This is a genomic window from Halalkalibacterium ligniniphilum (assembly GCF_000334155.1).
Classification (GTDB): domain Bacteria; phylum Bacillota; class Bacilli; order Bacillales; family Bacillaceae_D; genus Halalkalibacterium; species Halalkalibacterium ligniniphilum.
Genome location: NZ_ANNK01000072.1, coordinates 1 through 21270, shown reverse-complemented (window position 1 = coordinate 21270; position 21270 = coordinate 1). Strand labels below are relative to the sequence as shown.

Here is a 21270-nt window from a genome sequence, read left to right as displayed (position 1 = left end):
TATGCTAATAGGTTATTTATTGCTTAGATTTACTTCAATAGTAAGAAGAAATCAAAATCTCCCTGATTTGAATATTGAATATAATAGCCAAAGAAACATCAATATGGCTACTCCAAAGCCGATTTCGATGGCAGGTAAATTCCAAAGGAGAGAAGATTGACCGCCTAAGGCAGAACCGATAATCAGCCCGACCATGATAATGCTAAACGAAAGTAAGACAATACTAAAAGACAACCGGTTACTAATTCGATCTAATTTGGTTAAAAACAATTCAACTTTGGGAATAGTTATTTCCAAATGAAACTTTCCTTCTTTCAGGATGGATGTTAATTCTTGAATATTTTTTGGTACGTCTGTCAAGACTTCTCCAAATTCTTTCCATTGCTCAAAAATATTTTCTGCCACTTTTTTAGGATTATAACGATCCTTGAGCAACTGGCGACCAAATGGCTCAGCTACTTTGATAATACTGAGATCTGGATCTAAATTTTCTACCATTCCTTCCACAGTTAGAAGTGTTTTCCCCAATAATGATAGGTCGGCTGGAATCTGAATGTGGTGTTGATGAGCTATGGAAAACAATTCATTGATTGCTTCACCAAGACTAACTTTACTTAAAGGAACATCATAATACTTATCCCTTAGCTGGTCTACATCTAGCCTTAACAGCTGCATATTGACATCGTCAGGCACTAAGCCCATTTGGGTAATCGCTTTAATCACACCGTCAGTACTTTGACGCATTATGGCAATGACTAAAGAGGCAAAGTGAGTTTTCATTTCCGGAGTAAGGCGGCCGACCATACCAAAATCCATGAACACAATCACATCTTCTGGCAATGCAGAGACATTCCCTGGGTGGGGGTCTCCATGAAAAAATCCTTCAATTAAAATCTGATGAAATATTGCATGAGCAACTCGTTCGGCCAAGACTTTAGTATTATAGCTTTTTTGATGTAGCTTCTCTAGATCATTCAATTTTACCCCTTCAATATACTCCATTGTTAAAATTTTTTTCGTTGAATAGTCCCAATAAACGTGAGGGATGCGAATATTCGGATCATCTTTAAACTGTTTAGCCACCTTATCTGCATTTCGTCCTTCCACAGTATAATCCAATTCAGCTAGCAGAGCTTTAGAAAATTCTTCGACAATATCCTTGACTCGATATTTAGCTGCCCATTCCAAACGAAATTCTGCTAATTTCGCTAACTCTTGAAGAATTTCTAGATCTGTTTTAATCACCTTTTCGACATTTGGACGTTGAATTTTGACTGCTACCTGCTCACCAGATTTTAAAACTGCGTAATGGACTTGCCCTATGGATGCTGCTCCGAGGGGAGTTTCATGAAACTCACTAAAGACAAGATCTAATTTCAATCCAAGCTCTTGTTCAATAATTGTCTTCACTTCTTGAAATGAAAACGGTGGCACTCGATCCTGAAGTTTCACTAGCTCCTCAATAATGTCTGCAGGAATTAAATCAGGTCGTGTACTTGCAATTTGCCCCACTTTAACAAAAGTCGGCCCTAATTCCTCCAAAAATAATCTGACCCGTTCACCAGTCGTTTTGGTATGCATCTCCTGTTGACCTTTAACAAATAATCGCTTCGGTAAAGAAAGGACATCATGTAGACCTAACTCTTTAACAATGTAGCCAAAACCATTACGGGAAAAAGCAACTGCGATTTCCCGATAGCGTTGAATATGACGAATCCTTCTAATAGGAACCCCTCCTTAACAACAATAACCATTCTAGCGGATTTCAATTACTCAGGCTTCTTTAATTGCTTCTCCAATTGATTAAGGCGTTGTTCCAGGGCTTGAATATCGTCTTTAGTTGCTAAATTTAATTCACCTAACAACTGTTTCAGTTTAATTTGTATCGACTCATCGATTTTATTTTGGGTTTCTTCGCCTTTATTCATTAATTCTCTCATGAAGTCTTTTGACTCATGTTTGCTTAACTCACCTTTTTTTACTAACTCATCCACTATCTTTTCAGCCTGTTCCTTACTTGTTACTGCCAGTCCTAATCCTAACGCCAACCCTTTTTTTACTGTATCCTTCACGCTCTTACCTCCAATTTTCTCATTTAATGAGTAATGAAAAAGCACTTCCACTTTTTGTTCAGCTTCCCTACTCATACTTTCTTCTACCGTTCACAACTCAGGCAACCCTTTAAAATTGTTCTCATCATAATTTTTTATTAATGAATTTAACAAATTTTTTGGAACCGTAAGCGTCTCATCATAAATTATAAAATCCTTTATTTGCTCATTAGCCTTTTCCGCATTTTTTAAACCATCTATTTCCTTATGAATACTCTCCATTTTTTGATTTTCAATCATCTCACTCAATTTATAGATGTCATATAAAGGGGCAGGTAATCCGAATACCTGCAATGTCTTTAATATTTTCTTTTATGGATATTAATGAGAAATTCACATCCTTCCTATACACCTTTTTTAGGATACTCTCTGGTGATTTTAAACGTGAGCTCGAATGTTCAATCGGATTATAATCGTGGATATATTGGAATTCTTCTTTTAATATGTTTATTTTTGTATTCATCTCGTCTAGTGCAAATTTATAAACCATTGTAAATCTGATTAATTCTTTTTTTAAACTCTTAAGCTGAAATAATTGTTGCTTTGTTGGTTGATATTTTCCCCTTATCTCCTTCCGGTCAACCCCCTTCAATTATTAACGATAAAGGCGATTTCATTAAAAGCTTTAGCGGTTCCGTTAAACCATTTAACTTTTCTGTACTTGCTTATCTTTCACTTTATCTTTATCAAGCAAAACAATTATAGCTGGTAAAATAATTAATGTACTTAAAAGACATAGGGCAACATCAAGTACTGTGACTACTCCAAATTGGGAAATTCCCGAAAAACTCGAGAAAATTAATGTACTGAATCCAGCTACTACGGTTAATCCAGACGCCGTTATGGCCCGCCCTACTTTTGTCATAGCAATAATAATAGCTTCATTTTTTTCTAAACCGCGATGTCTTTCTTCATGATATCTTTCCATAAATAATATCGTAAATTCGGCACCGATTCCTAATATTAGGGCACCTAACACAGCTGTAAGTGGATTAATCGGTGTATTTGTCACATATAAAATACCGCCACTCCATCCAAGTACTAATACAATTGGAACAATAGGTAGTAATGATTGTCGGATACTCCGATAGGCTATTGCTAATCCGATAAGGATTCCTACTAATCCAATTAATTGAGAAATATGGCGACTACCAGTCAAATTGTTGATTGCCTTAATCTGAAGAACTTGAGATCCAACAGCTTTAACTTCCATTCCGTTAGGAGGAATAATACTACCTTCCATCTCATTTAACACTGCTTCTTGCTCTGCTGGATCAACGTTATCTAATGTTACCGTAATTACAGCCATTTTTTTATCTTCTGAAATAAACAATCTCTGCATTTCACTTGGTAAGTTGTCCAAAATAGCCTGAGTATCTTCCGGGTTCGGCAATTCTTTTTGGTTTAAAGTCTTTAGTACACTTGAAATACCTGTTACTTGAGATACATGTTCATAACTCGATAAATCTCCCTCTAGATCATTCATATAGTTAATTACTTTAGGAGCAGTTACATCATCTGCCTCCACTAGAAATTGGAGATTAATCGTACTTCCGACAACATTTCGAATCTTATTCATTTCAACTAGTGCAGGGGCATCTTGTGGCATTAATGCTTCTATATCGGATTCTACATCTAAGTTGCCCTCGACAGAAAAACCTATGATAGCTAAAATAATCGGTACAATAATAAAGATAATTGGTCTTTTTACTATGCTCTTGGCAAGTTTATGTAAGGATCCATCAATTAAACTATCTTTATCGGACGACGCTACCTTTATCTTCTTTTTGTCTCTTACATTCAAAATAACTGGTAAAAGTAATAAACATAGGGTGTAAAGAACAAATACACCGATAGTAAGCATGATCCCAAAATCTCTAATCATTGGCGCATCAGAAATGATTATTGAAATAAACCCAAGAGACATGATAACAACTGCAATACCAACAGCCGTTCCCATTTGTTTCACCGTAGTTATTACGGCATCTTTTCGATTCTGCGTTTTCGTTATTTCCTCTTCATAGCGGTTATGGAATTGAATAGCAAAATCTACTCCAAGTCCTATTAAAATTGGTAGGATTGCCATCGTTACAATACTAAGAGGGATACCTATAAAACCCATTATTCCAAATGTCCAAACCATTCCAAGCAATACAACCGGTAACGATAATAAACGCCATCTTACTGGGAAAACCAATGCTAACACCATAACCATTAAAACTACAGATAGCGCCAACATGACTCCCATATCTTCAGTAACACTATCCTCTAATTCCTTCGTAACAGCTGGAGTTCCCGAAAAAGTGATATCCAGCTCATCAAATTTATGCTTATCTAAAACATCTTCTACTTGGGTGGTTACCTCTCCTAATTCTGCAACAGTCAAATTACCTGTTAATGTGATAGCAAATAATGCACTATTTCCGTTTTCAAGAAGCACTTGCTCTGCCATGGTATGTGGATTACCGCTTTCATCAAATAACGAGAATTTAACAAATTCAGGATTAGTTGATGACAATTCACCCGTTTTTCTTATTTCCTCTAATTGCTTTATTTCTTGACCATATTGCTCATTAATTTGTTGCTCAACAATCGCTCTTGCCTGATCAGCAGCTTGTTGTTGTTGTTCTGGTTTAGCACCATTTTCTCTTGCCGCCTTTGCAGCCTCTGTCATTGCCTGCTCTAACGAATTTTTTATTTGAGCTTCCATCTCTACTTGTTGTTCTTTTATTTGTGAGGCTAAAATGTCAACAAATGAAACTGGACTAAGGACCGTCTTAATGTTTGCGATACCTTCGATTTCAGTTTGAATATCTTTCATTGTCTGTAAATTTTCATCGTTAAAAAGTTGTTCCTTATCTCCCGAAAGCAATAACAGGAGTATCTCCCCACCAAACTCATCTTGATAGCGAATCGTGTCTTTATAAAAGTCATCATCAGGTGAGACCATCATATCCATACTGGTTTTCACTTCTATTTTAGTAATTCCAAACATCATTACAACAGTCAAGACAAGAATCATAGCAATGATTAAAGAAGACCGATTAAACAGTATTTGTCCAACTTTAACAAACGTATTTTTCATAAACATCTTCCTCCAATTTCACTTAAACACAAACCCAAAAGACCCAAAAACTATTTAGAAATAACATCAGAAATGAGCCAAAATTAATACTTAATATTTTTTTAATAATCACTATATTATGTAGTAATCTGCTGTGACGTACACACAACTACAAAAGACCCAAAAACTAATTACAAAAATCAGTGTTATATTTAAACACTAAGTACATATTAAAATATTATTAATTGTAGGTGTGTTTTCATATCCACAATACCCAAAAGACACAAAAACTAATTAGTACATGGATTTTTACATTGATAATATCTCTTTAAGGAATAACGCTACTTTATTTTGATCTTCCAAAGAAAGACGACCAAAAATATTAATGTGTTCACTTACAAGACCCATTACTTCAACCCCAAGATTATTGAGCTCTGTTAGAAACATTCCCACAATAATACCAGTGAATAAAGTAAGCTTTATATGGTCCTCATTCACAAGATCAATTAGGTGCATAATATTTGGTATTTTTGTTTCATTGCTAAGCTTCACGTGAGTCATTAACAAAGAAATGACATTCGCACAGAGTACAACTTTGTTATTCGTTTTAGAAATATTATCTAAAATTCTTTGTGAAACGATTTTTGGATCTTTTTGGTTTAGATCTCTTAGAAGCTCCATAAGTTCTATTTTTACTTGTTCCCATTCCGCGTCAGTTAGAATCTCCTCAGAAGTTTTTTTGAAAATATCATACGCTTCATCTGAAGGGAAATAAACTATTTGAGACCTTCCAGTTTCACTTTTATTAACAATATATTCTTTTTTTAGAAGGTTCAATTTTTCCAGTTGTTTTAGCATATCATAAGCAGTCCATTTACTCACTCCAATCGCTTTTGCTAATGTTTCGTAATGTACCGGGAGATTTGAGCTTTCATATAATTCCATTAACTTTAGCAAAAATTGTTTTTTTCGATTTGTTAAGCTCATTTATGTTCCCTCCCTACATTTAACAAGTTAAGTATATAAACTATACATTCTAAAGTCAACCCAAAAAACCCAAAAACCATAATAGCAATTTCCTGGCAACCACCATTATAGCGTAGTAAGTGCAACCTGTTTCGAAATGTTCATCAATCTCAATCACCATTTCCCTTCCTTGTTAATAAACCCATTTTTGTTTTTCTCTAAAAATTGATACAGCTGCCTAAACCGTTTGAAAAACTTTCCGCACGTTCAAACTCTGGTTCGATGACAAAATCTCCTTTTTCATTAACAAAACCAGTTTTTGCTACTTCATTTACCTACATACTTACTTTTCCTAGACCTTCTGAAAAATCAAAAGCTTGGTCAAATTGAGGCGTAATGACAAAGTTCCCCTTTGTTGATATAACCGTCCAATTTTGTTTCTGGCTCTCTAAAACTAAAAAAAGAAGTATCTGCGACTTCAATCGCAGGTTACTTACTTTTAGAAGAGTTTTTTTCTTCAGTTTCTACTTCCTCAAATTCTATTGGTTGTGCAATAAGTAGTTCACTATGATTGCAAGAGACCACATTCCCTTTCACACCTTAACACAATACCCAATTTTTATCTGTAATGACATTCTAGAGTTAGATCCTAAATAAAGACGCATTCGTCAATGGAAGAATGCGCCAGATTACAGAATGCGTATGCATTTATTATGAACAGTATCTACAAACATGACAAACAAATACATATCTTAATATAAATTTATTTAGGAAGGTTAAGCTGCCACGAAACACCGAACCGATCGTTTAACCAGCCGAACTTCTTGCTGAATCCATAGTCATCTAGCGGCATGAGTGCTTGTCCTTCCGTAATCAGTTTCTTATATAGGGTGTCGATCTCTTCTTCAGAATCACAGGTGACATAGATGGAGAATGAAGGTGTAAAGGAAAACTCATGCTTCACATTGCTGTCAATGCACATAAATTCTTGCCCCTTTAAGGAAAAGGTCGCATGCATCACTGTTCCTTCATCTCCAGTTTGATTCGCTTCATAACGAGAGATGTTCGTTATTTCAGAATCCTCAATGATTGATGTATAATATGTCATTGCTTCTTCTGCTTTTCCATCTTGAAACATTAAAAATGGTGTAATTTTTTTCATTAAAAATAGACTCCTTCCATTCATGTACCTTCAACATTGGTTTTTAGATTATCAAGAGATTCAAACGGCATTCAAAATATTATCAAATTATTTAGTATTAATTGTTTTTTTCAAAATATACCCTCCCAATAATCCTTTGATTACTATATTAGTCCATTCTCCATACTAATAGAAATTCCTTCTTTCACTATCCTGCCTGTTCGTTTAAGTACAAATCTTCACAAACTATCATTCAACTTTTGCTAAAAAGGTACAATTAATCAGAGATCCCTTCAATAAATAGCTTTTTAAGAAACCTGCTCCTTTACGTATTTATAAGGTCAACCTAAAAAGAGCGTTAATCCCCCTTGGATCAAACGCCCTCCTTTAGTTTAAGTACAAATCTTCAGAATTCCTTTCACACTTTTTATCTATAATGACCTTGATGATATTCTTCAGCAGCTATTGCATCTACTTTCGTTTCATGAATTGTACCATAAGGATGCTCAGGCGGTGCATAAATAGAGTAAAGCTTAAGAAGTTTTTTACCCGTATTGGTTAAATTGTGCCATTTTCCAGCAGGTACAAAGATTGCATAGTCTGCATAGGCTTTTTCTTCAAAATCTAAATTAAATTGGCTGTCACCCATTTGAACAAGTCCTTGGCCTTCTTCAATGCGGATGAATTGATCTAGGTGGGGATGTACTTCTAAACCGATGTCTTCTCCAACATTGAGACTCATTAAGGTCAATTGTAAATGCCTTCCTGTCCATAAAGCAGTACGGTAAGTATTGTTTTGCTTAGTAACCTTCTCAATATCAACTACAAATGGTCTTGATCCATAATCTTTTAATGCTTCCTTATTTAAAGAACCCAATCGTGTGGCAGTCTCTTTTTCACCAGTTAAAGCCCACAAGAATACATTTCGAACTTGTGGATGTTGAGTAAGTAAATAACTTTTTTGATAATCTTCGTAACCCTCTATCTCTATTTCATAAGCCTTTTGTAAACCTCCTCTATAACTACGAAAACGAAATTTATCAATTTGGTACACAGGCTGTCTTCCAGTAAGTGAGAAATAAAGGTTAGTAAATTGATTTAAATAAACTTTTTTGTTTTCTAAAGCATGAAGAATGTCATTTTTATGCTTTTGATTTGGCGCTACACGTGCTAATCGACGATAAAGATCAATGGCTGAAGCTTCTCTTTTTATTCCAGTTAGTATCGCTTCAACTACATGTTGATTATTTTCTTGATGATTTCTTGACATATAGTCTGAGTTATAGATTGGTGTGCTAACATTAGCGCAATAAGGATATAGATACGTATTAGGCAGATAATACACTTTGCTCATCCCCTTCAATGATTTACAAAATTATCATATGCCTATGTATAGTGGATTGTACTTCGATTTATATTATCTGGGCGCTGTTAGTTCATAAAAGCTTAAGTCCATTTAATGGACCCTAATAGAAATAAGATGCAAGCCACTAATCGATTTACGCCAGATTTTGAAATATATTGGTATTTACTAGCATTGCATTAATTAAATTAAACTATTAAGAGTTTTCGCCCTTTTCTCATCTAGACAACAAAAAAAGCCCTATGTTCTGGTTAAACCCCTTGAAAAAAAAGGATTGTATTAACTTTCATTTAATAATGCAATTTTATCAAGCACCAAGAACCATAAAACTGAAAATTTAGTCATCATTTACACAACACTAGTGTGATGCCATAAATAAAATATTTGAATTATCAAATTAATTATGTATAATTGTCTTACAAAATACATTTTTCAGGAGCTGATAATTTTGAAAACGCTTTCTTCAGAACTTTTAAAAGAGACTTTGGATAGTGTTCTATCGAACACTGTAAACCGAATTGGAGCTGTTCCAGGGGTAGTTGCGATGGTTACTGATCGAAAAGGAATTATTTATGAAGGTGCAGCAGGAGTAAGGCAATATGGTACTGACATATCAATGACTACCGATAGTATCTTTGCTTTGTTTTCTACAACTAAAGCTATAACTGGAGCTACTGTCATGCAGCTCGTTGAAGAAGGTTCTATTAGTTTGGACGATCCTGTGAAAAATTATGTTCCTGAAATAGCAGAAATTCCAGTTTTGAATGGTTTTGATTCTGAAGGGAACCCCAAATTAACTAAACAGAAAACGGATATTACGATTCGAATGCTTTTGCTACATACGGCAGGTTTTAGCTATGACTTCTTTAGTCATGAGGAAAAAAGATATCGCGAACATAGTATGAAGGAAGTTCCTAATGTCCTTTCATCATCTTTTGAATCTATTAAAACTCCATTATTATTTCAGCCAGGTGAATCTTGGAATTATGGCACAAATATTGATTGGGCTGGAAAAGTAGTTGAGGCTGTTCGAGGGAAAAGGCTAGGATCTGTCATGAAGGAGCGTATTTTTGAGCCTCTTGGAATGAATGATACCTCTTTTGTACTTCAACCATCAATGGATGAGCGCAGAGTATCTATGCATTTTCGTTCTGAAGATGGGACAATCTTAGCTAAACCAGATTTTAAGCTTCCAGATAATCCACAAATGGATATGGGGGGGCATGGTTTATATGGAACCGTGAAAGATTACATGAAATTTATTCGTATGATTTTGAATGATGGGGAAGGTGTTCTTAAGCCTGATACTGTTAAGATGATGAGTAGCAACGGATTAGATCAATTAAAAAGTGGAGGATGGGATGCAGCAGATCCTTCCTTGGCAAACAAAGGAGAGTTTTTCCCAGGCCTATCAAAATCTTGGGGATATACATTCCAAATTAATGATGAAGCGGCACCTACAGGAAGACCTGCAGGACAATTAATGTGGGCAGGGCTACCAAACTGTTATTATTGGATTGATCTAGAAAATGGTATTGGTGGATATTGGGCATCGCAAATATTTCCGTATCATGATGCGTCGTCTTATCTTGGTTATCTCGAATTTGAATCTGCTGTTTATAATGTGTTAAGCCGTAACAAGTAAATGGAGACGAAAAATTACAAATTACTAAAATAAATTAAACCTAAAAGTCGAACGAATGAGGGCAGCCGTATCTCCTTTCATCCTAAACCTATGGTTAAAATCATTTTATATGCGTATCTCAGAAAATATATTCGTGCGTTTAAAAGCCTGACTAAGTGTAGTAGACTGATAAAATCATTGTTATCAATTTTAGGCTCAACACCAAAATCAATGGTTGACCACGAGTGAATAGTTTCGTAATAAAGCTAATTAAATGTAAAACATCTGCCTACCTGTTATGCTTTTAGTTCCGACACTAAAAAGTAAACGAGGTTAGACAGATGCCCTTTCATTATCTCAACGAACTCTTAGATTTACCAGAAGTAACAATTGTCAATATAGACGTAAAGGGAGACCATGCAATCATTGAAGTCACATCTCTTGATTCTGTTCAAGAATGTCCTTATTGCCATTCCTCTTCTGTCATTCGCAATGGTCAACCTTACAGTAGGGATGTACACCATCTAGCTGCGTTTGATAAATCGGTTGACATACGAATTCCTGCGTTCAATTTAAAGTGCAAGGAATGCGGTGCGACATTTTACTTGGACATACTCATTTGTTGCGTCAAAAAGACACTATACAAATGCTTATTCTGCTTTTTTTACCCGGCAAACCTATAGAACAACGGTTGCTCATACATCAAATGAGCATCAAATCCTTATTCAACAATGGAGCGAATCTTTAAAAACGGTTTTGAATCCCGTTGCCGTCGCCATGGATTTGGCAAAAGCGTATCATACCTTTTGCCAAGAGTGGTTTTCAAGAGCCATTCGAATTGCGGATCGTTTTCATGTCAATCGCTATGTGACAGAAGCACTTCAAGATGTACGACGAATGGTTCAAAAAGATCTTTCATCACATGCCAAAAAGAAGCTAAAGGCAAATGCTCGACTTCTGAAGAGATCAATTAACACTAATTTTAGATGTAATAAAAAAAGCTCCAGCATTAATTAATCACGCACTTTCCATATGTATTAGAGAAAAACTCTTTAGTGCCAATGATTTTCGAGCTGTTGTTAATTATTTAAAGAATTCTACTCCTCTCATAAACGAAGCTGGTGGAAGTATAAATACTTCACTAGATTAATTGCACAGCAACCTACTTCAACGATATGTTGAATTGATTTTACTTCGTCGAAGATTGAATCTTCAATATGAATGTTAAATTGTTCCTCAGCAGTCATTACGAGTTCTAAAAGATCAGTAGAATCTAAATTGAACTCATCTGTTAAATGACTTTCCAAATTAATATCTTCATGTTTTAATGGTGTGTAACTTGTTATTATGTCTTTAATTTTCTCTAAGATAAACTCATCGCTCATTCTATTCACCTCATAATTTCAGATAAGTATTTTGCATCTTTATTAACTCCAGTTAATAATGCAGATCCCCGTATATGCGGATCCAAGGCAGACCTAAGAAGTACAACCCAGGCTGTTTTGTAACACCACGTTTTTGAATAGGCTTATTTTCCGAATCAATGACGCCGTCTACTTCTAACCAAGGGTAGCTGTACACAAATCCTGTTGCCCATATAACATTATCAACCGCTAATCTATCTCCCCCTTCAAAAATTGCTATATTATCTGCAGCGGACTTTAGCCTTTTTTTTTCATTTGAATTTTCCCTGTTTGTATATAGGACTTGTGCTCTTTTCCTATTACTGGATCATTCTTTTTTAATATTTTTCCTATTGGATGTCTCTCTGTTACTTTAGATAGTCCTAAAACGTCAAACCACCAAAAAATACTCTTATTAAGGATTTTATGTGGCATATTTTTCTTACCTTCAGCTAAGTACACATTAAAGTCTTCACAAAGTTCTGTAGCAATTTGATAGCCTGAATTTCCTGCACCTACTATTAAAGTAGTCCCTTTAACTAACTGCGATTTATTACGGTATTCATCTGAGTGTAGCTGATTCACTACAACTGAAAACGATTCACATAACGTTGGTGTAAATGGTTCCTGAAAAGGACCCGTAGCTCTATATTTCTAGCTATATATTCACCTTTATCAGTTTTTACTTTATAAAGGTTCTCAATTTCTTTTGTAACTCGTATTACCAAAGTATTTAAATTAACTGGAATCTCAAATTTTTTGGCATACTCTTGCAATGTAATGAATACGAAAATACTTATGTACCAAAAACGAAAGAAAAGGTGAACGATTCCAGCAAGAGAAGGAGCATTTATTAGGAATTAGTGGCTCACATCCTTGCGGAAGGAAGATAAAAGCAGCCGTGAACAGTTTAGCTCTTGTGAATTTTGAAACAAATGCTTACTCTGTTCCGACTAGGTACGCTGGTCGGAAAGAAGCCGAAATTCATGCTTATGTATCTCATATCGAGATTACAATTTATGGCGAGTGCGTGGCAAAACATGAGCGTTCATACGAAAAATTTCAAGAAGTATTTGAGGTTGACCATATGAACTGGAGAAAAAGCCAAGAGCCATTCAGCATGCGCGTCCCGATGTCACGATAGTGGATGAACTTGGATATATCCCCTATCATCAAAGAGCAGCTGAACGATTATTTCAATTTTTCTCTGCCCGTTATGAGAGAGGAAGTATGATCATCACAAGCAATCGTGAATTCGGCCGATGGGTAGAAGTATTTCATGATGAGCAGATGACTGCCGCCTTGTTAGATCGAGTGACTCATAAGGCACACATCATCCCCATGAACGGAGAAAGCTATCGTCTTAAAGAGACTTATTCAAAGTAACAAGAGGGTGGTCAACTTTTACGTGAGCGACATGGTCAACTTTTGGGTTGACGATTACAACTAGGATAGACCACATCCGAAGGTCTTTTGTATCACTTTTTAATCGAATACACAGACAACAGGGAATACAAACAAATCTTGCTTAATATTCATAAAATCCTCCTATATAATAGTTAATAATCCCCATCGCAACTTCCATTATATAGTAAATAAATAATTATTAATAATATTTATTTACTATTTTTATAATTTTACGACCAATTGATTTAGACAAATATACGACTTTATTTGAATTCAACAAGTAAATCTTCCTGTTTTAATCCTTTTTCCTGTCTTGCCATAACTTTTTCACAGTAGTACCACCCATTTTAGATTTTTTTGAATTTTTTTACCTTTATATGCAAAAATATTGGATGTCAAATACAAAAATATGGATTTTTGTTTTGATTTCTTTTATATTATAATAAGTATAATGTACTAGGTTATTTTACTTATTTTGTACGGGAAGTGAATAAATGCTCAGTATGAGATTAAAACAAGCACGGAAAAGGAAAAATTTCACTCAACAAGATTTAGCTGAAAGGGTATCAACAAAAAAAACCACTATATCAAATTATGAAACTGGGTACAGCACACCTTCTAATACAATGCTTGTGGATCTTGCCAATGCTTTAGGCGTAACCACCGATTACCTTTTAGGTCGTGTAGATTCTCCAACGGAATATAAGTGTGAAAATGATGATATAAACGATGAGAACAGGCGAGAATTATTACATGAGGTGGAGAAGCTAAACGAGGCAGACATAAAATTATTAAAGCTACTTGTTCAAAGAATGTTGAAGGAGTAATACCAAGATGCACCATTTGGAGGAGCAATAATGAAAAGTAACCATTCGGTCACAGGTTAGTTATTCATCATTAACGAAATATCGGGAATGTAACATAAGAACAGCTCGTTCTTTCAAATTGACGGAAACATATGATATGTCACTAGCGTAGCATTAATCGAATTCCATCATTAAAACACTATTAATTCTCACATTTTTATTGTTTGGTAGTTATATAAGTAATAGGAATAAAATACGCAAGAAGGAGACTAAATTTAACTGATCGTAGAATTTATCGTACCAATCTTTTATTCTAGCCTTTTAACGGAGCAACTCTATAGCCTACTCAAATAGTTCCTCAATCCACTTTTCAACTTTGAGGAAGCTTGTCTAGATAACCAGATTCTGTTAATATTTCAGTGTTTCCTGGTTGTTCACCGCCAGCTTGTTCACCTGGCTCTTCAGGTTTTACCGGTTGTTCAGGCGGAATAGCGGTATTCTCAACGATCAGTGTTTCGGCTTCTGCTTGACCCGGTTGAAAAGAAAAGTTAATTGGATCAGTTAATTGTTCATATCCAGGGGGTGCCTTGGTTTCAACTAGAGTATATTCACCAAAACTTATTTATGATTAGTAGGTTATCTTCCTTCTTCCCTTCTGTTTAGAAATGGAAGATAACCTTCCAATTCTTGGTGTTTACGTAAGAGTTCTGTTCTTTGGACTTTATTCCATCTTTCCTTTTTAGCATTTTCAAGCATCTGATGAATGGATAAAATATATTCCTTCAAAGTCACTTGAACCCCTCCCATTATATGTGTTGATATGAGTTTGCATTGATGATGAAGACCTCCATATACAATGTTCACAATCATTTCTTTGGCCATTTTTTCTAATGGAAGTAGGAAAAAAGAACTTTTAATATTTCATACTTTGGAGGTTTCAAATGGTGGATAGGGACCCAATAAGAATGGTTTTTGGCTCAATTGACTAGAAAAATTTTCAATATGGATGTAGCTAATATCGTAGCTTATATAGAGTACAAATCATTGGCTTGTTTTACAAATTGTCTACAAATATTTATTTCGTTTTATTGATTCTTTCTTTTTTATTGATAATTTTCATATGAATTTTATCCAATTCTTGGCTCTTTTTTAAAATATTGGGATGATTTAAACCCAATGAGTTTGCTAATTTTTCAAGTTGTGCTTGATGGTATAAGAATTGTCTATATAAATTTTTCATGAAGTGATACTCCTTAATTAGTATAAATTAAGAAAGCTTTCTTTTTCGTTAAAACAAGTTAATCTAAAGGATAGGCATAGGTTACATATCGATATGGAGCATCTCCAACATAATTAAATGGATAACAGGTAGTGACTACAAGTACTTCTTCTCCCATGTCTCTGATTACTGAAGTATCGTCTTCTGGTACAATCTCCGTTTTTTTAATTTTATAAGTGTAAGTGCCGTAGGGCATTGAGATAATAAATTGATCACCTTCTTCAATATCTTTGAATCCTCGAAAAACTGTATCACGATGTCCAGATAAAACGATCTGTTCCCCTTGTTGTGGAAATGCAGAATCAGATAGATGACCAACACCTTTTTCAAGTGCCTCTGGATCAGTTCCCTCCACAATCGGTAGCGTTTTATCTAGCTTGGGAATTTCCAAAGTAGCAAAAGCCTCATGATAGTTTACTTCAAATGGTTGAGAGGCTGAATCATGATTAACTAGCATATCTTCTTCTTGACTGATACGTTCTTCTGCTTGAACTAAAGATACATTTAGAGCTTGTTCATGACCATAAAACTGATAAGCAAAAACTGTAAGAAGGATGACCCCTATTAAAAGGATAAAATTTCCGATTACTTTCATGGAACATACTTCCCCTCATATTGGACTATTATTCGAATCATCTATTTCCCATCTTTTACATAAAGAGGATATCATTCTTTTTCATGGTAAATGTGTTAGTCATCCCTTATCGTTTTGGGTATCCTCTTTAATTTTTCTTTCAAATTTATTCAATTGTCTTTTTGCAAATTCTTGCCCGCCAATACCAAAAGAAATGGCAAAAGCAATGGAAAGCCCGCCTAGAATAAGAAGGAAACCTATATTAACGATTGAACTTGCTAATTCTAGTTGTTCTAATGTCATGAATACCGCAAACAGAATGATTATATATTTTACAAGGGATGCAGAAAACGAGTTGTTGGTATAATGAGTGATCGTTTTTTTGAGTAAATTCCCTAAAAATAGACCTATACCAAGTATAAGTATTGCACTAAAGAGCAGTGGAAGATAAACAATAACGGCATTTCCAATTTGGCTAAACACATGGAGTTGCAAGATGGTTAATGCTTCAACAGTAAAGAAAAGAATAATGAGTACCTTAACAACTTTTCCAATTACTTCGGACAAATCAAAGGTTTTGGATTTGGAGCTAAAACCAAATGCTTCATAGAGGCGATTAATTCCTGTATTTTGTAATAATCGGGTCAATAATCGGGATATAAATGTTGCAATATAATAGCCCACAGTCATAAGAATAACCGCTACAAATAAGTTTGGAATAATTGATAAAATACTCGATAATATGGTAACGATTGAAGAGGATATGGTTTCAATATTTAAGGCTTCTAATGCGATTGTAACAACGGAAGTTACAATAATTACCATGACTATATTGGCAAGAATCCTCGAAATAGTCTCCGATTGAGGGCGTTGGTCGTTGTCCTCATCAATTTTATTAAAAAAACGATCAAAATCTAAAGCATTCAACACATTCACAAGTAGATCGCGTACCAAACGGGCAATGATAAAGCCAACAACAAAAATGACTGTTGCTATAAATAAATTCGGTAAAAACCCAAGAACTTGCTCCATCATATTCGAGATGAGTTGTGAAACTGAGGTCATATTTAAAGCATCAAGAATGCTTGGAATAAATAGGATAAACACTACATAATATGCAATCGAGCCAACTGTATTAGCAAGTTGTGTACGATGGTATTGATCGACAACTGGTTCTGGATCTTCTTTCTCCGCATGTACGAATTTTGGAAATTTAACTTTGTTAATCAACGATTTGGTGATGAATTTAGAGATTTTAGCGACCACCCAAGCAAGCAGTAATAAGAAAATAGCAGCTGTGATCATAGGTAAAGTTTCGTAAAATTTTAAAATAACACCTTCAATAGCGTCTAAGTTAAACATGTGTTACTGCACTCCTTTTTAATAGTGTCAAAAAGGAAATTCCCCATTATCCTTCATGGCACATCTGATTCGTTGCTCCCATACAGAACAATAAACTTAAACATTGTTGCTCCCTAATAAACACGTTTTTTTGACGCTTCATAAATGAACCTGTAGTGAGAAAACAAAGGTAGACCCAGCCAATCTTGATATTCTTCATGACTTCCAAAATAGCTTTATTTTGATGTGCATCAAATAAATAAGTTGACAATGCCTTCCTCATTGATTCACCCTCGTTTGATGTATTACTTTATGTTTATACTAGGAATCAGCTTCCTTTCCGTGATTCGTCGTTTGTATGCAATGATCCAGTCAGTGGCTGTTCCTACCCAAAACCAAAAGACATATTGGATGGAGACAACATATGATTGGCATAATTTTTTAAAAACCGACGTGCACGGATGACTGGGTTTCTTTTTTTCATTTTCTATGAGAACCCAATCATATTTAATCGCCTTTGCAACGGATCCAAGACGGCTATTGACACCATTTTGTGTAAGATATTTGAGACATGATTTTTTAACCGTTAATATGGAGATATTTAAACGGTGGCCGATCCCTTCATTCCTCAAACCGTCAGCCATACATTTTAATACTTGATATTCTCTTTTGGAAAACACATCATGAGGATTCACCAGGCTGGACGAAGCGACATCATCGTTTGTAAACGGAAACCGCAGCTCATCAATTAAATACTTCATGACTTGATGATGAAAAAACAAACCACCATGACGAATAATTTTGATGGCATCCATTAACTCATGCATGGACATCCCTTTCATTACATAACCATACAAAAGGGTACATGATCATCCATAATCCCTATGTTATCCAATCCATACACCTCCTTTTTTAACTCCGGACAAAATAACACCCCTCTATACGGCAAAAATCTAATAAAAAATCAAAACATGATTTTAAAATTTCTCTCCTTCCCTCAAAGCAATTATTATTTTGCAAATACATGATTACCAATGGTCATCTCCACCGTTCGTGTGTATATCCATTCGGAAGTTGCGATACGTGGATTGTAATAATAGGTAGATCCACCCGTAGGATCCCATCCCAACCAGGCATCTTTTACTGCGGCATACGCATATCGATTTGGAGTAAGATTATATTGACCATCTTGTACCGCTGTAAATGCGTTCTGTTGAAATAACACACCATCAACAGTGGAAGGAAATTGATCGGAATACAATCTATTGCGAACGACTGCTGCCACGGCAACTTGTCCTTCATAGTACTCCCCTCTTGCTTCACCATGAACAATTCGTGCAATTTTCTCTACATCGTTTAGCATTTGCAAAGTCTGCGGTCCAGCGATTCCATCTACCAATAAGTTAAAATCAGTCTGGAATTGACGAACTGCTTTTTGTGTATGCGTACCATAATAACCGGTCGCACTCGTATGTAAGTAATCCATAACAATCAACTTTTGTTGAAGTTCCTTCACTTCTACTGCGCTGTGCCCATATTTAAGAACTGCTCCTTCTGCCTCAGGTTGAAATGAAAAAAAACATAAAATCAAACAAATAAAAGGCATATAAATCCTTCTTTTCAATTGCATCACCCCGTTAATTAGAGCATAATTGTTGTTTTAGTGCGTAGTCTTGAAAAAGAGCTTATAATATTGACAATAACCAGAAAGGTAGTGTTCCACATCATCAATTCTGGAACGGAAGGAGTGATGGCGAATAAAATAACTCCCGATAATACGTTGAGGATTTTTAAAATACATCGCTACTTCCGGATAAAAAAAGCCGTTTCGTTGATATTCCGCTCGCTTATGGATCGTACGAATTAATCCATCCTCATCAAATTCCTTTAGAAGATCATAGTGATCCGTATCATAGATTCGTTGAACCATTTGATAAGCGGCAAGCATTAATTCTAAAAATGTTGGATATGTTGTCTCTCTGTTCCAAATAAAATCCAATTTATCGCGTATATTAAGTAAGCCAAATTGAAAGTACTTACGTATTGGTTTATAAGCAGTTAATTCGTTTGTACAATAACTAAGCCAATGATCATGATGCTTCCAGTATTTTTTTGCAATAAACGAGTCAAATGCTTTTTCTACAGATTGCAGCCATAAATCATCTTTATCAAGCTTGTATAAATTCATTAAAGCAAATGCTGCTTCTCCATCGTAATAAACGATACGAAACTGTTCTTTTAAATCAAGAGAAGGATATTTGAGCACATGACAGAAATCCCCATTAGGGCTTTGAAGATTTAATATTCCTTTAGCAAGCTGTTGTGCAAGAGGTAGGTATTCATCCTCTGAAAATACACTTGTGTATTTAGTAAAAGCTAAAATAGCAGCTGCATTGGCACCTAATTTAATTTCCAGGTTATTTTCTTCAATACCGTCCACAACATAAGAGATTAATTTATTGTTGATTTGGAAATTGGCAATCCCCTTTTCAACTAAATAGTTGAACCCTCTCTTTATCGCTTGATGTAGTTCTTGATTTGGAAAGCATTCATATACTTCACACATAGCATAAAGAGTACTAGCGTGCCTAAGCACGTTATAAAAATTAATTTCTTTATCGAAACATGAGAAATAACCATAAGTAAATTTCCCATTTTCATGATTGTTCTGTGTTAAGAATTGTCCTCCGGAGACTATAAGATGTTTTAATTCCTGCTGGTCTAGTGCAGTGTCACGTCTTCCATTGTCCAACTCTGAACTTTTCAAGGTAAAACAAGTACCATTGTGATAAAAAAAACCTTTTGTCGTAAATGTTTTGACTACATTTACTTTATTAAAATCAATCATAGGTTGATTAGGGCGATGATATTTAATATAATGTTTAATGTTCGACTCATGTAAGAATCCACGGCGAGTATTTTTATTTATTTGAATAAAAGCATTGGCATTGATCTCTTGTTCCAGAAATGCATATTTATATTCAGCATCTAAGGCAATACCTTTCCGGAAATAGTTTTTTTTCGTATTCGTCATAACTTCGATAAATTCAAAGATTGAGAATGTTTCTTCTTGATCAACCCAATCTATTTTTAAAAATTGGGGAAGGAAATGCTTCTTTTTGAGATATTGAATTGCTTGTTTTTGAATATTTTCCCAGGCACGCTCAAAACTTCTTTTTCGTGAAACAAATACAGTTGCACGACTACCCATGTTCCCTATAGATAAAAATAGTATTACCTCTTTTTGTTTTTTAAGCTCCTTGAAACCAGGATTTTCCTTAATGTATAAATGAAGTTGTTCCAATTTGGTTAGAAGAGCCGAAAATAAAGGTTTAGTTTGTGTAGTAGACATTCTCTTCCCCCCTGGCAAAACTGGTTTGATTAAGTGGAGAAGAAGCAAATGTTCCAATTGGAACATTTGCCTCTATAGCATCATTCAGTATCTTTGCGACGATGTGCAAAGAGTTTAGCAACAATACCTGCCAAAAATGTACCTAACCCAGCAAGGCCTATTGTCCAAATGTTAGTTGCTGTATCAGGTAATTTAACCCCTTGATCAGCATCAGCATCAGCATCGGCATCCGCATCGGCATCCGCATCAGCATCGGCATCGGCATCAGCATCAGCATCGGCATCAGCATCAGCATCAGCATCTCCGTCATCCGCTGGTGGAATTTCTACTTTTGTTGTTACGAATGTATCTTCTAAGAATCCAATAGAGACAAAATTTTCATCAACTTGTTCACCAGTAAGAGTGTACGTTCCTTCCATCGGCCTTTCATCATAGTAAATGTTTAAATATACTAACGCTTCACTTCCTGTCTCAACTTCAAGTGAAGTACTGGCCGAGAAGAAAATTTGCCCATCTTTTAAAAAGGCTCCTGGGTCCAATGATATGAGCGACACTTCATTGTTTTCTTCAGGCATACCATTTAATGCTACCTCTTGAATATGGCCAAGCGCATCTACATATTCAATGCCGTTGATATTTTCTAACAATTCATTATCTGGAGTAATCACGAAATACGTTCTACCAAGCACCTCAGCGGTCTCTAAATATTCAACAAAATATTGGACACTCAGGCTTTCGTTATTTTCATCATATTCACTACCTAGATAAACATCTGATACAACAACATCTTCAAATCCACCATCACTATCAGCGTCCGCATCCGCATCCGCATCCGCATC

Annotated in this window: 24 protein-coding genes and 2 pseudogenes; 5 read left to right on the top strand and 21 right to left on the bottom strand. The window is 35.2% G+C overall.

The features are described 5' to 3' along the window. Window positions 1–51: 51 nt before the first annotated feature. From BLT_RS0107080 to BLT_RS0107045, 10 genes and pseudogenes are all read right to left on the bottom strand, one after another. Window positions 52–1581 (bottom strand): ABC1 kinase family protein, encoded by a 1530-nt coding sequence (locus tag BLT_RS0107080; protein ID WP_017727084.1) that lies wholly within the window; start codon window positions 1579–1581, stop codon window positions 52–54. 188 nt (window positions 1582–1769) lie between these two features. Next, the gene (locus tag BLT_RS0107070) at window positions 1770–2072 is read right to left on the bottom strand and encodes a phasin family protein (protein WP_026105021.1); all 303 of its coding nucleotides are present in this window, start codon (window positions 2070–2072) and stop codon (window positions 1770–1772) included. Between the two features lie 90 nt (window positions 2073–2162). Continuing rightward, window positions 2163–2360 (bottom strand): hypothetical protein, encoded by a 198-nt coding sequence (locus tag BLT_RS24415; protein WP_236611075.1) that lies wholly within the window; start codon window positions 2358–2360, stop codon window positions 2163–2165. Beyond that, window positions 2333–2601 (bottom strand): annotated as a pseudogene (locus BLT_RS24410) (GTP pyrophosphokinase); the annotation flags it as partial. The pseudogene BLT_RS24410 and the gene BLT_RS24415, both read right to left, overlap by 28 nt. A 156-nt stretch (window positions 2602–2757) precedes the next feature. Continuing rightward, window positions 2758–5196 (bottom strand): efflux RND transporter permease subunit, encoded by a 2439-nt coding sequence (locus tag BLT_RS0107060; protein WP_017727080.1) that lies wholly within the window; start codon window positions 5194–5196, stop codon window positions 2758–2760. 288 nt (window positions 5197–5484) lie between these two features. Further along, complete coding sequence (locus BLT_RS0107055) at window positions 5485–6162, bottom strand: hypothetical protein (RefSeq protein ID WP_017727079.1); 678 nt, start codon at window positions 6160–6162, stop codon at window positions 5485–5487. Between the two features lie 197 nt (window positions 6163–6359). Further along, window positions 6360–6446, bottom strand: a pseudogene (locus BLT_RS24940) (WG repeat-containing protein); the annotation flags it as partial. 30 nt (window positions 6447–6476) lie between these two features. Beyond that, window positions 6477–6623, bottom strand: coding sequence for a WG repeat-containing protein (locus BLT_RS24935; protein ID WP_161603239.1), 147 nt, complete (start codon window positions 6621–6623; stop codon window positions 6477–6479). 281 nt (window positions 6624–6904) lie between these two features. Continuing rightward, window positions 6905–7303 carry a VOC family protein gene (locus BLT_RS0107050; RefSeq protein ID WP_017727078.1) on the bottom strand — a complete coding sequence of 133 codons (399 nt, stop codon included), beginning with the start codon at window positions 7301–7303 and terminating at the stop codon, window positions 6905–6907. A gap of 406 nt (window positions 7304–7709) precedes the next feature. Beyond that, window positions 7710–8627, bottom strand: coding sequence for a cupin domain-containing protein (locus BLT_RS0107045; protein ID WP_017727077.1), 918 nt, complete (start codon window positions 8625–8627; stop codon window positions 7710–7712). 466 nt (window positions 8628–9093) lie between these two features. On the opposite strand from BLT_RS0107045, the gene BLT_RS0107040 reads away from it, so the two are divergent. Together BLT_RS0107040 and BLT_RS0107035 are read left to right on the top strand one after the other, a co-directional pair. Further along, on the top strand, window positions 9094–10290 hold the full coding sequence (locus BLT_RS0107040) for a serine hydrolase domain-containing protein (protein ID WP_017727076.1): 1197 nt from the start codon (window positions 9094–9096) through the stop codon (window positions 10288–10290). Between the two features lie 570 nt (window positions 10291–10860). Further along, complete coding sequence (locus tag BLT_RS0107035) at window positions 10861–11286, top strand: transposase (protein ID WP_017727075.1); 426 nt, start codon at window positions 10861–10863, stop codon at window positions 11284–11286. 89 nt (window positions 11287–11375) lie between these two features. Here BLT_RS0107035 and BLT_RS0107030 read toward each other — a convergent pair whose 3' ends face one another. Together BLT_RS0107030 and BLT_RS22640 are read right to left on the bottom strand one after the other, a co-directional pair. Beyond that, window positions 11376–11654: an acyl carrier protein gene (locus BLT_RS0107030; protein WP_017727074.1), complete on the bottom strand. Its 279-nt coding sequence runs from the start codon at window positions 11652–11654 to the stop codon at window positions 11376–11378. 276 nt (window positions 11655–11930) lie between these two features. Then, window positions 11931–12257 carry a hypothetical protein gene (locus BLT_RS22640; protein ID WP_017727073.1) on the bottom strand — a complete coding sequence of 109 codons (327 nt, stop codon included), beginning with the start codon at window positions 12255–12257 and terminating at the stop codon, window positions 11931–11933. Window positions 12258–12456: 199 nt separating this feature from the next. Between BLT_RS22640 and BLT_RS0107020 the strand changes: the two genes are divergently transcribed. The 3 genes from BLT_RS0107020 (at window position 12457) to BLT_RS21585 (ending at window position 13906) form a co-directional block, all read left to right on the top strand. Further along, complete coding sequence (locus BLT_RS0107020; protein WP_449267248.1) at window positions 12457–12816, top strand: Mu transposase domain-containing protein; 360 nt, start codon at window positions 12457–12459, stop codon at window positions 12814–12816. After that, entirely contained in the window at window positions 12816–13058 is a 243-nt protein-coding gene (locus tag BLT_RS0107015; RefSeq protein ID WP_017727072.1) for an ATP-binding protein, read from the top strand. The genes BLT_RS0107020 and BLT_RS0107015 overlap by 1 nt, the downstream gene beginning before the upstream one ends. A gap of 515 nt (window positions 13059–13573) precedes the next feature. Beyond that, window positions 13574–13906 carry a helix-turn-helix domain-containing protein gene (locus tag BLT_RS21585; protein WP_017727071.1) on the top strand — a complete coding sequence of 111 codons (333 nt, stop codon included), beginning with the start codon at window positions 13574–13576 and terminating at the stop codon, window positions 13904–13906. A 349-nt stretch (window positions 13907–14255) separates the two neighbouring features. Here BLT_RS21585 and BLT_RS24930 read toward each other — a convergent pair whose 3' ends face one another. From BLT_RS24930 to BLT_RS24300, 9 genes are all read right to left on the bottom strand, one after another. After that, complete coding sequence (locus BLT_RS24930) at window positions 14256–14507, bottom strand: SpaA isopeptide-forming pilin-related protein (RefSeq protein ID WP_161603240.1); 252 nt, start codon at window positions 14505–14507, stop codon at window positions 14256–14258. Between the two features lie 14 nt (window positions 14508–14521). Beyond that, window positions 14522–14677 (bottom strand): hypothetical protein, encoded by a 156-nt coding sequence (locus BLT_RS24005; RefSeq protein ID WP_017727070.1) that lies wholly within the window; start codon window positions 14675–14677, stop codon window positions 14522–14524. Between the two features lie 283 nt (window positions 14678–14960). Next, a complete protein-coding gene (locus tag BLT_RS22995; RefSeq protein ID WP_017727069.1) occupies window positions 14961–15125 on the bottom strand; it encodes a Spo0E family sporulation regulatory protein-aspartic acid phosphatase in 165 nt (54 codons plus the stop codon). Window positions 15126–15183: 58 nt separating this feature from the next. Further along, a complete protein-coding gene (locus BLT_RS0106995; protein WP_017727068.1) occupies window positions 15184–15759 on the bottom strand; it encodes a class D sortase in 576 nt (191 codons plus the stop codon). A 99-nt stretch (window positions 15760–15858) separates the two neighbouring features. Further along, on the bottom strand, window positions 15859–17100 hold the full coding sequence (locus tag BLT_RS0106990) for a mechanosensitive ion channel (protein ID WP_017727067.1): 1242 nt from the start codon (window positions 17098–17100) through the stop codon (window positions 15859–15861). A gap of 284 nt (window positions 17101–17384) precedes the next feature. Then, window positions 17385–17906, bottom strand: coding sequence for a LuxR C-terminal-related transcriptional regulator (locus BLT_RS0106980; protein WP_017727065.1), 522 nt, complete (start codon window positions 17904–17906; stop codon window positions 17385–17387). 182 nt (window positions 17907–18088) lie between these two features. Further along, window positions 18089–18685, bottom strand: a complete 597-nt coding sequence (locus BLT_RS0106975; protein WP_017727064.1) for a cell wall hydrolase — start codon at window positions 18683–18685, stop codon at window positions 18089–18091. 54 nt (window positions 18686–18739) lie between these two features. After that, window positions 18740–20431 (bottom strand): hypothetical protein, encoded by a 1692-nt coding sequence (locus BLT_RS0106970; protein WP_017727063.1) that lies wholly within the window; start codon window positions 20429–20431, stop codon window positions 18740–18742. Window positions 20432–20511: 80 nt separating this feature from the next. After that, the coding region (locus BLT_RS24300) for a hypothetical protein (protein WP_035425668.1) at window positions 20512–21270 on the bottom strand (759 nt) is incomplete at its 5' end.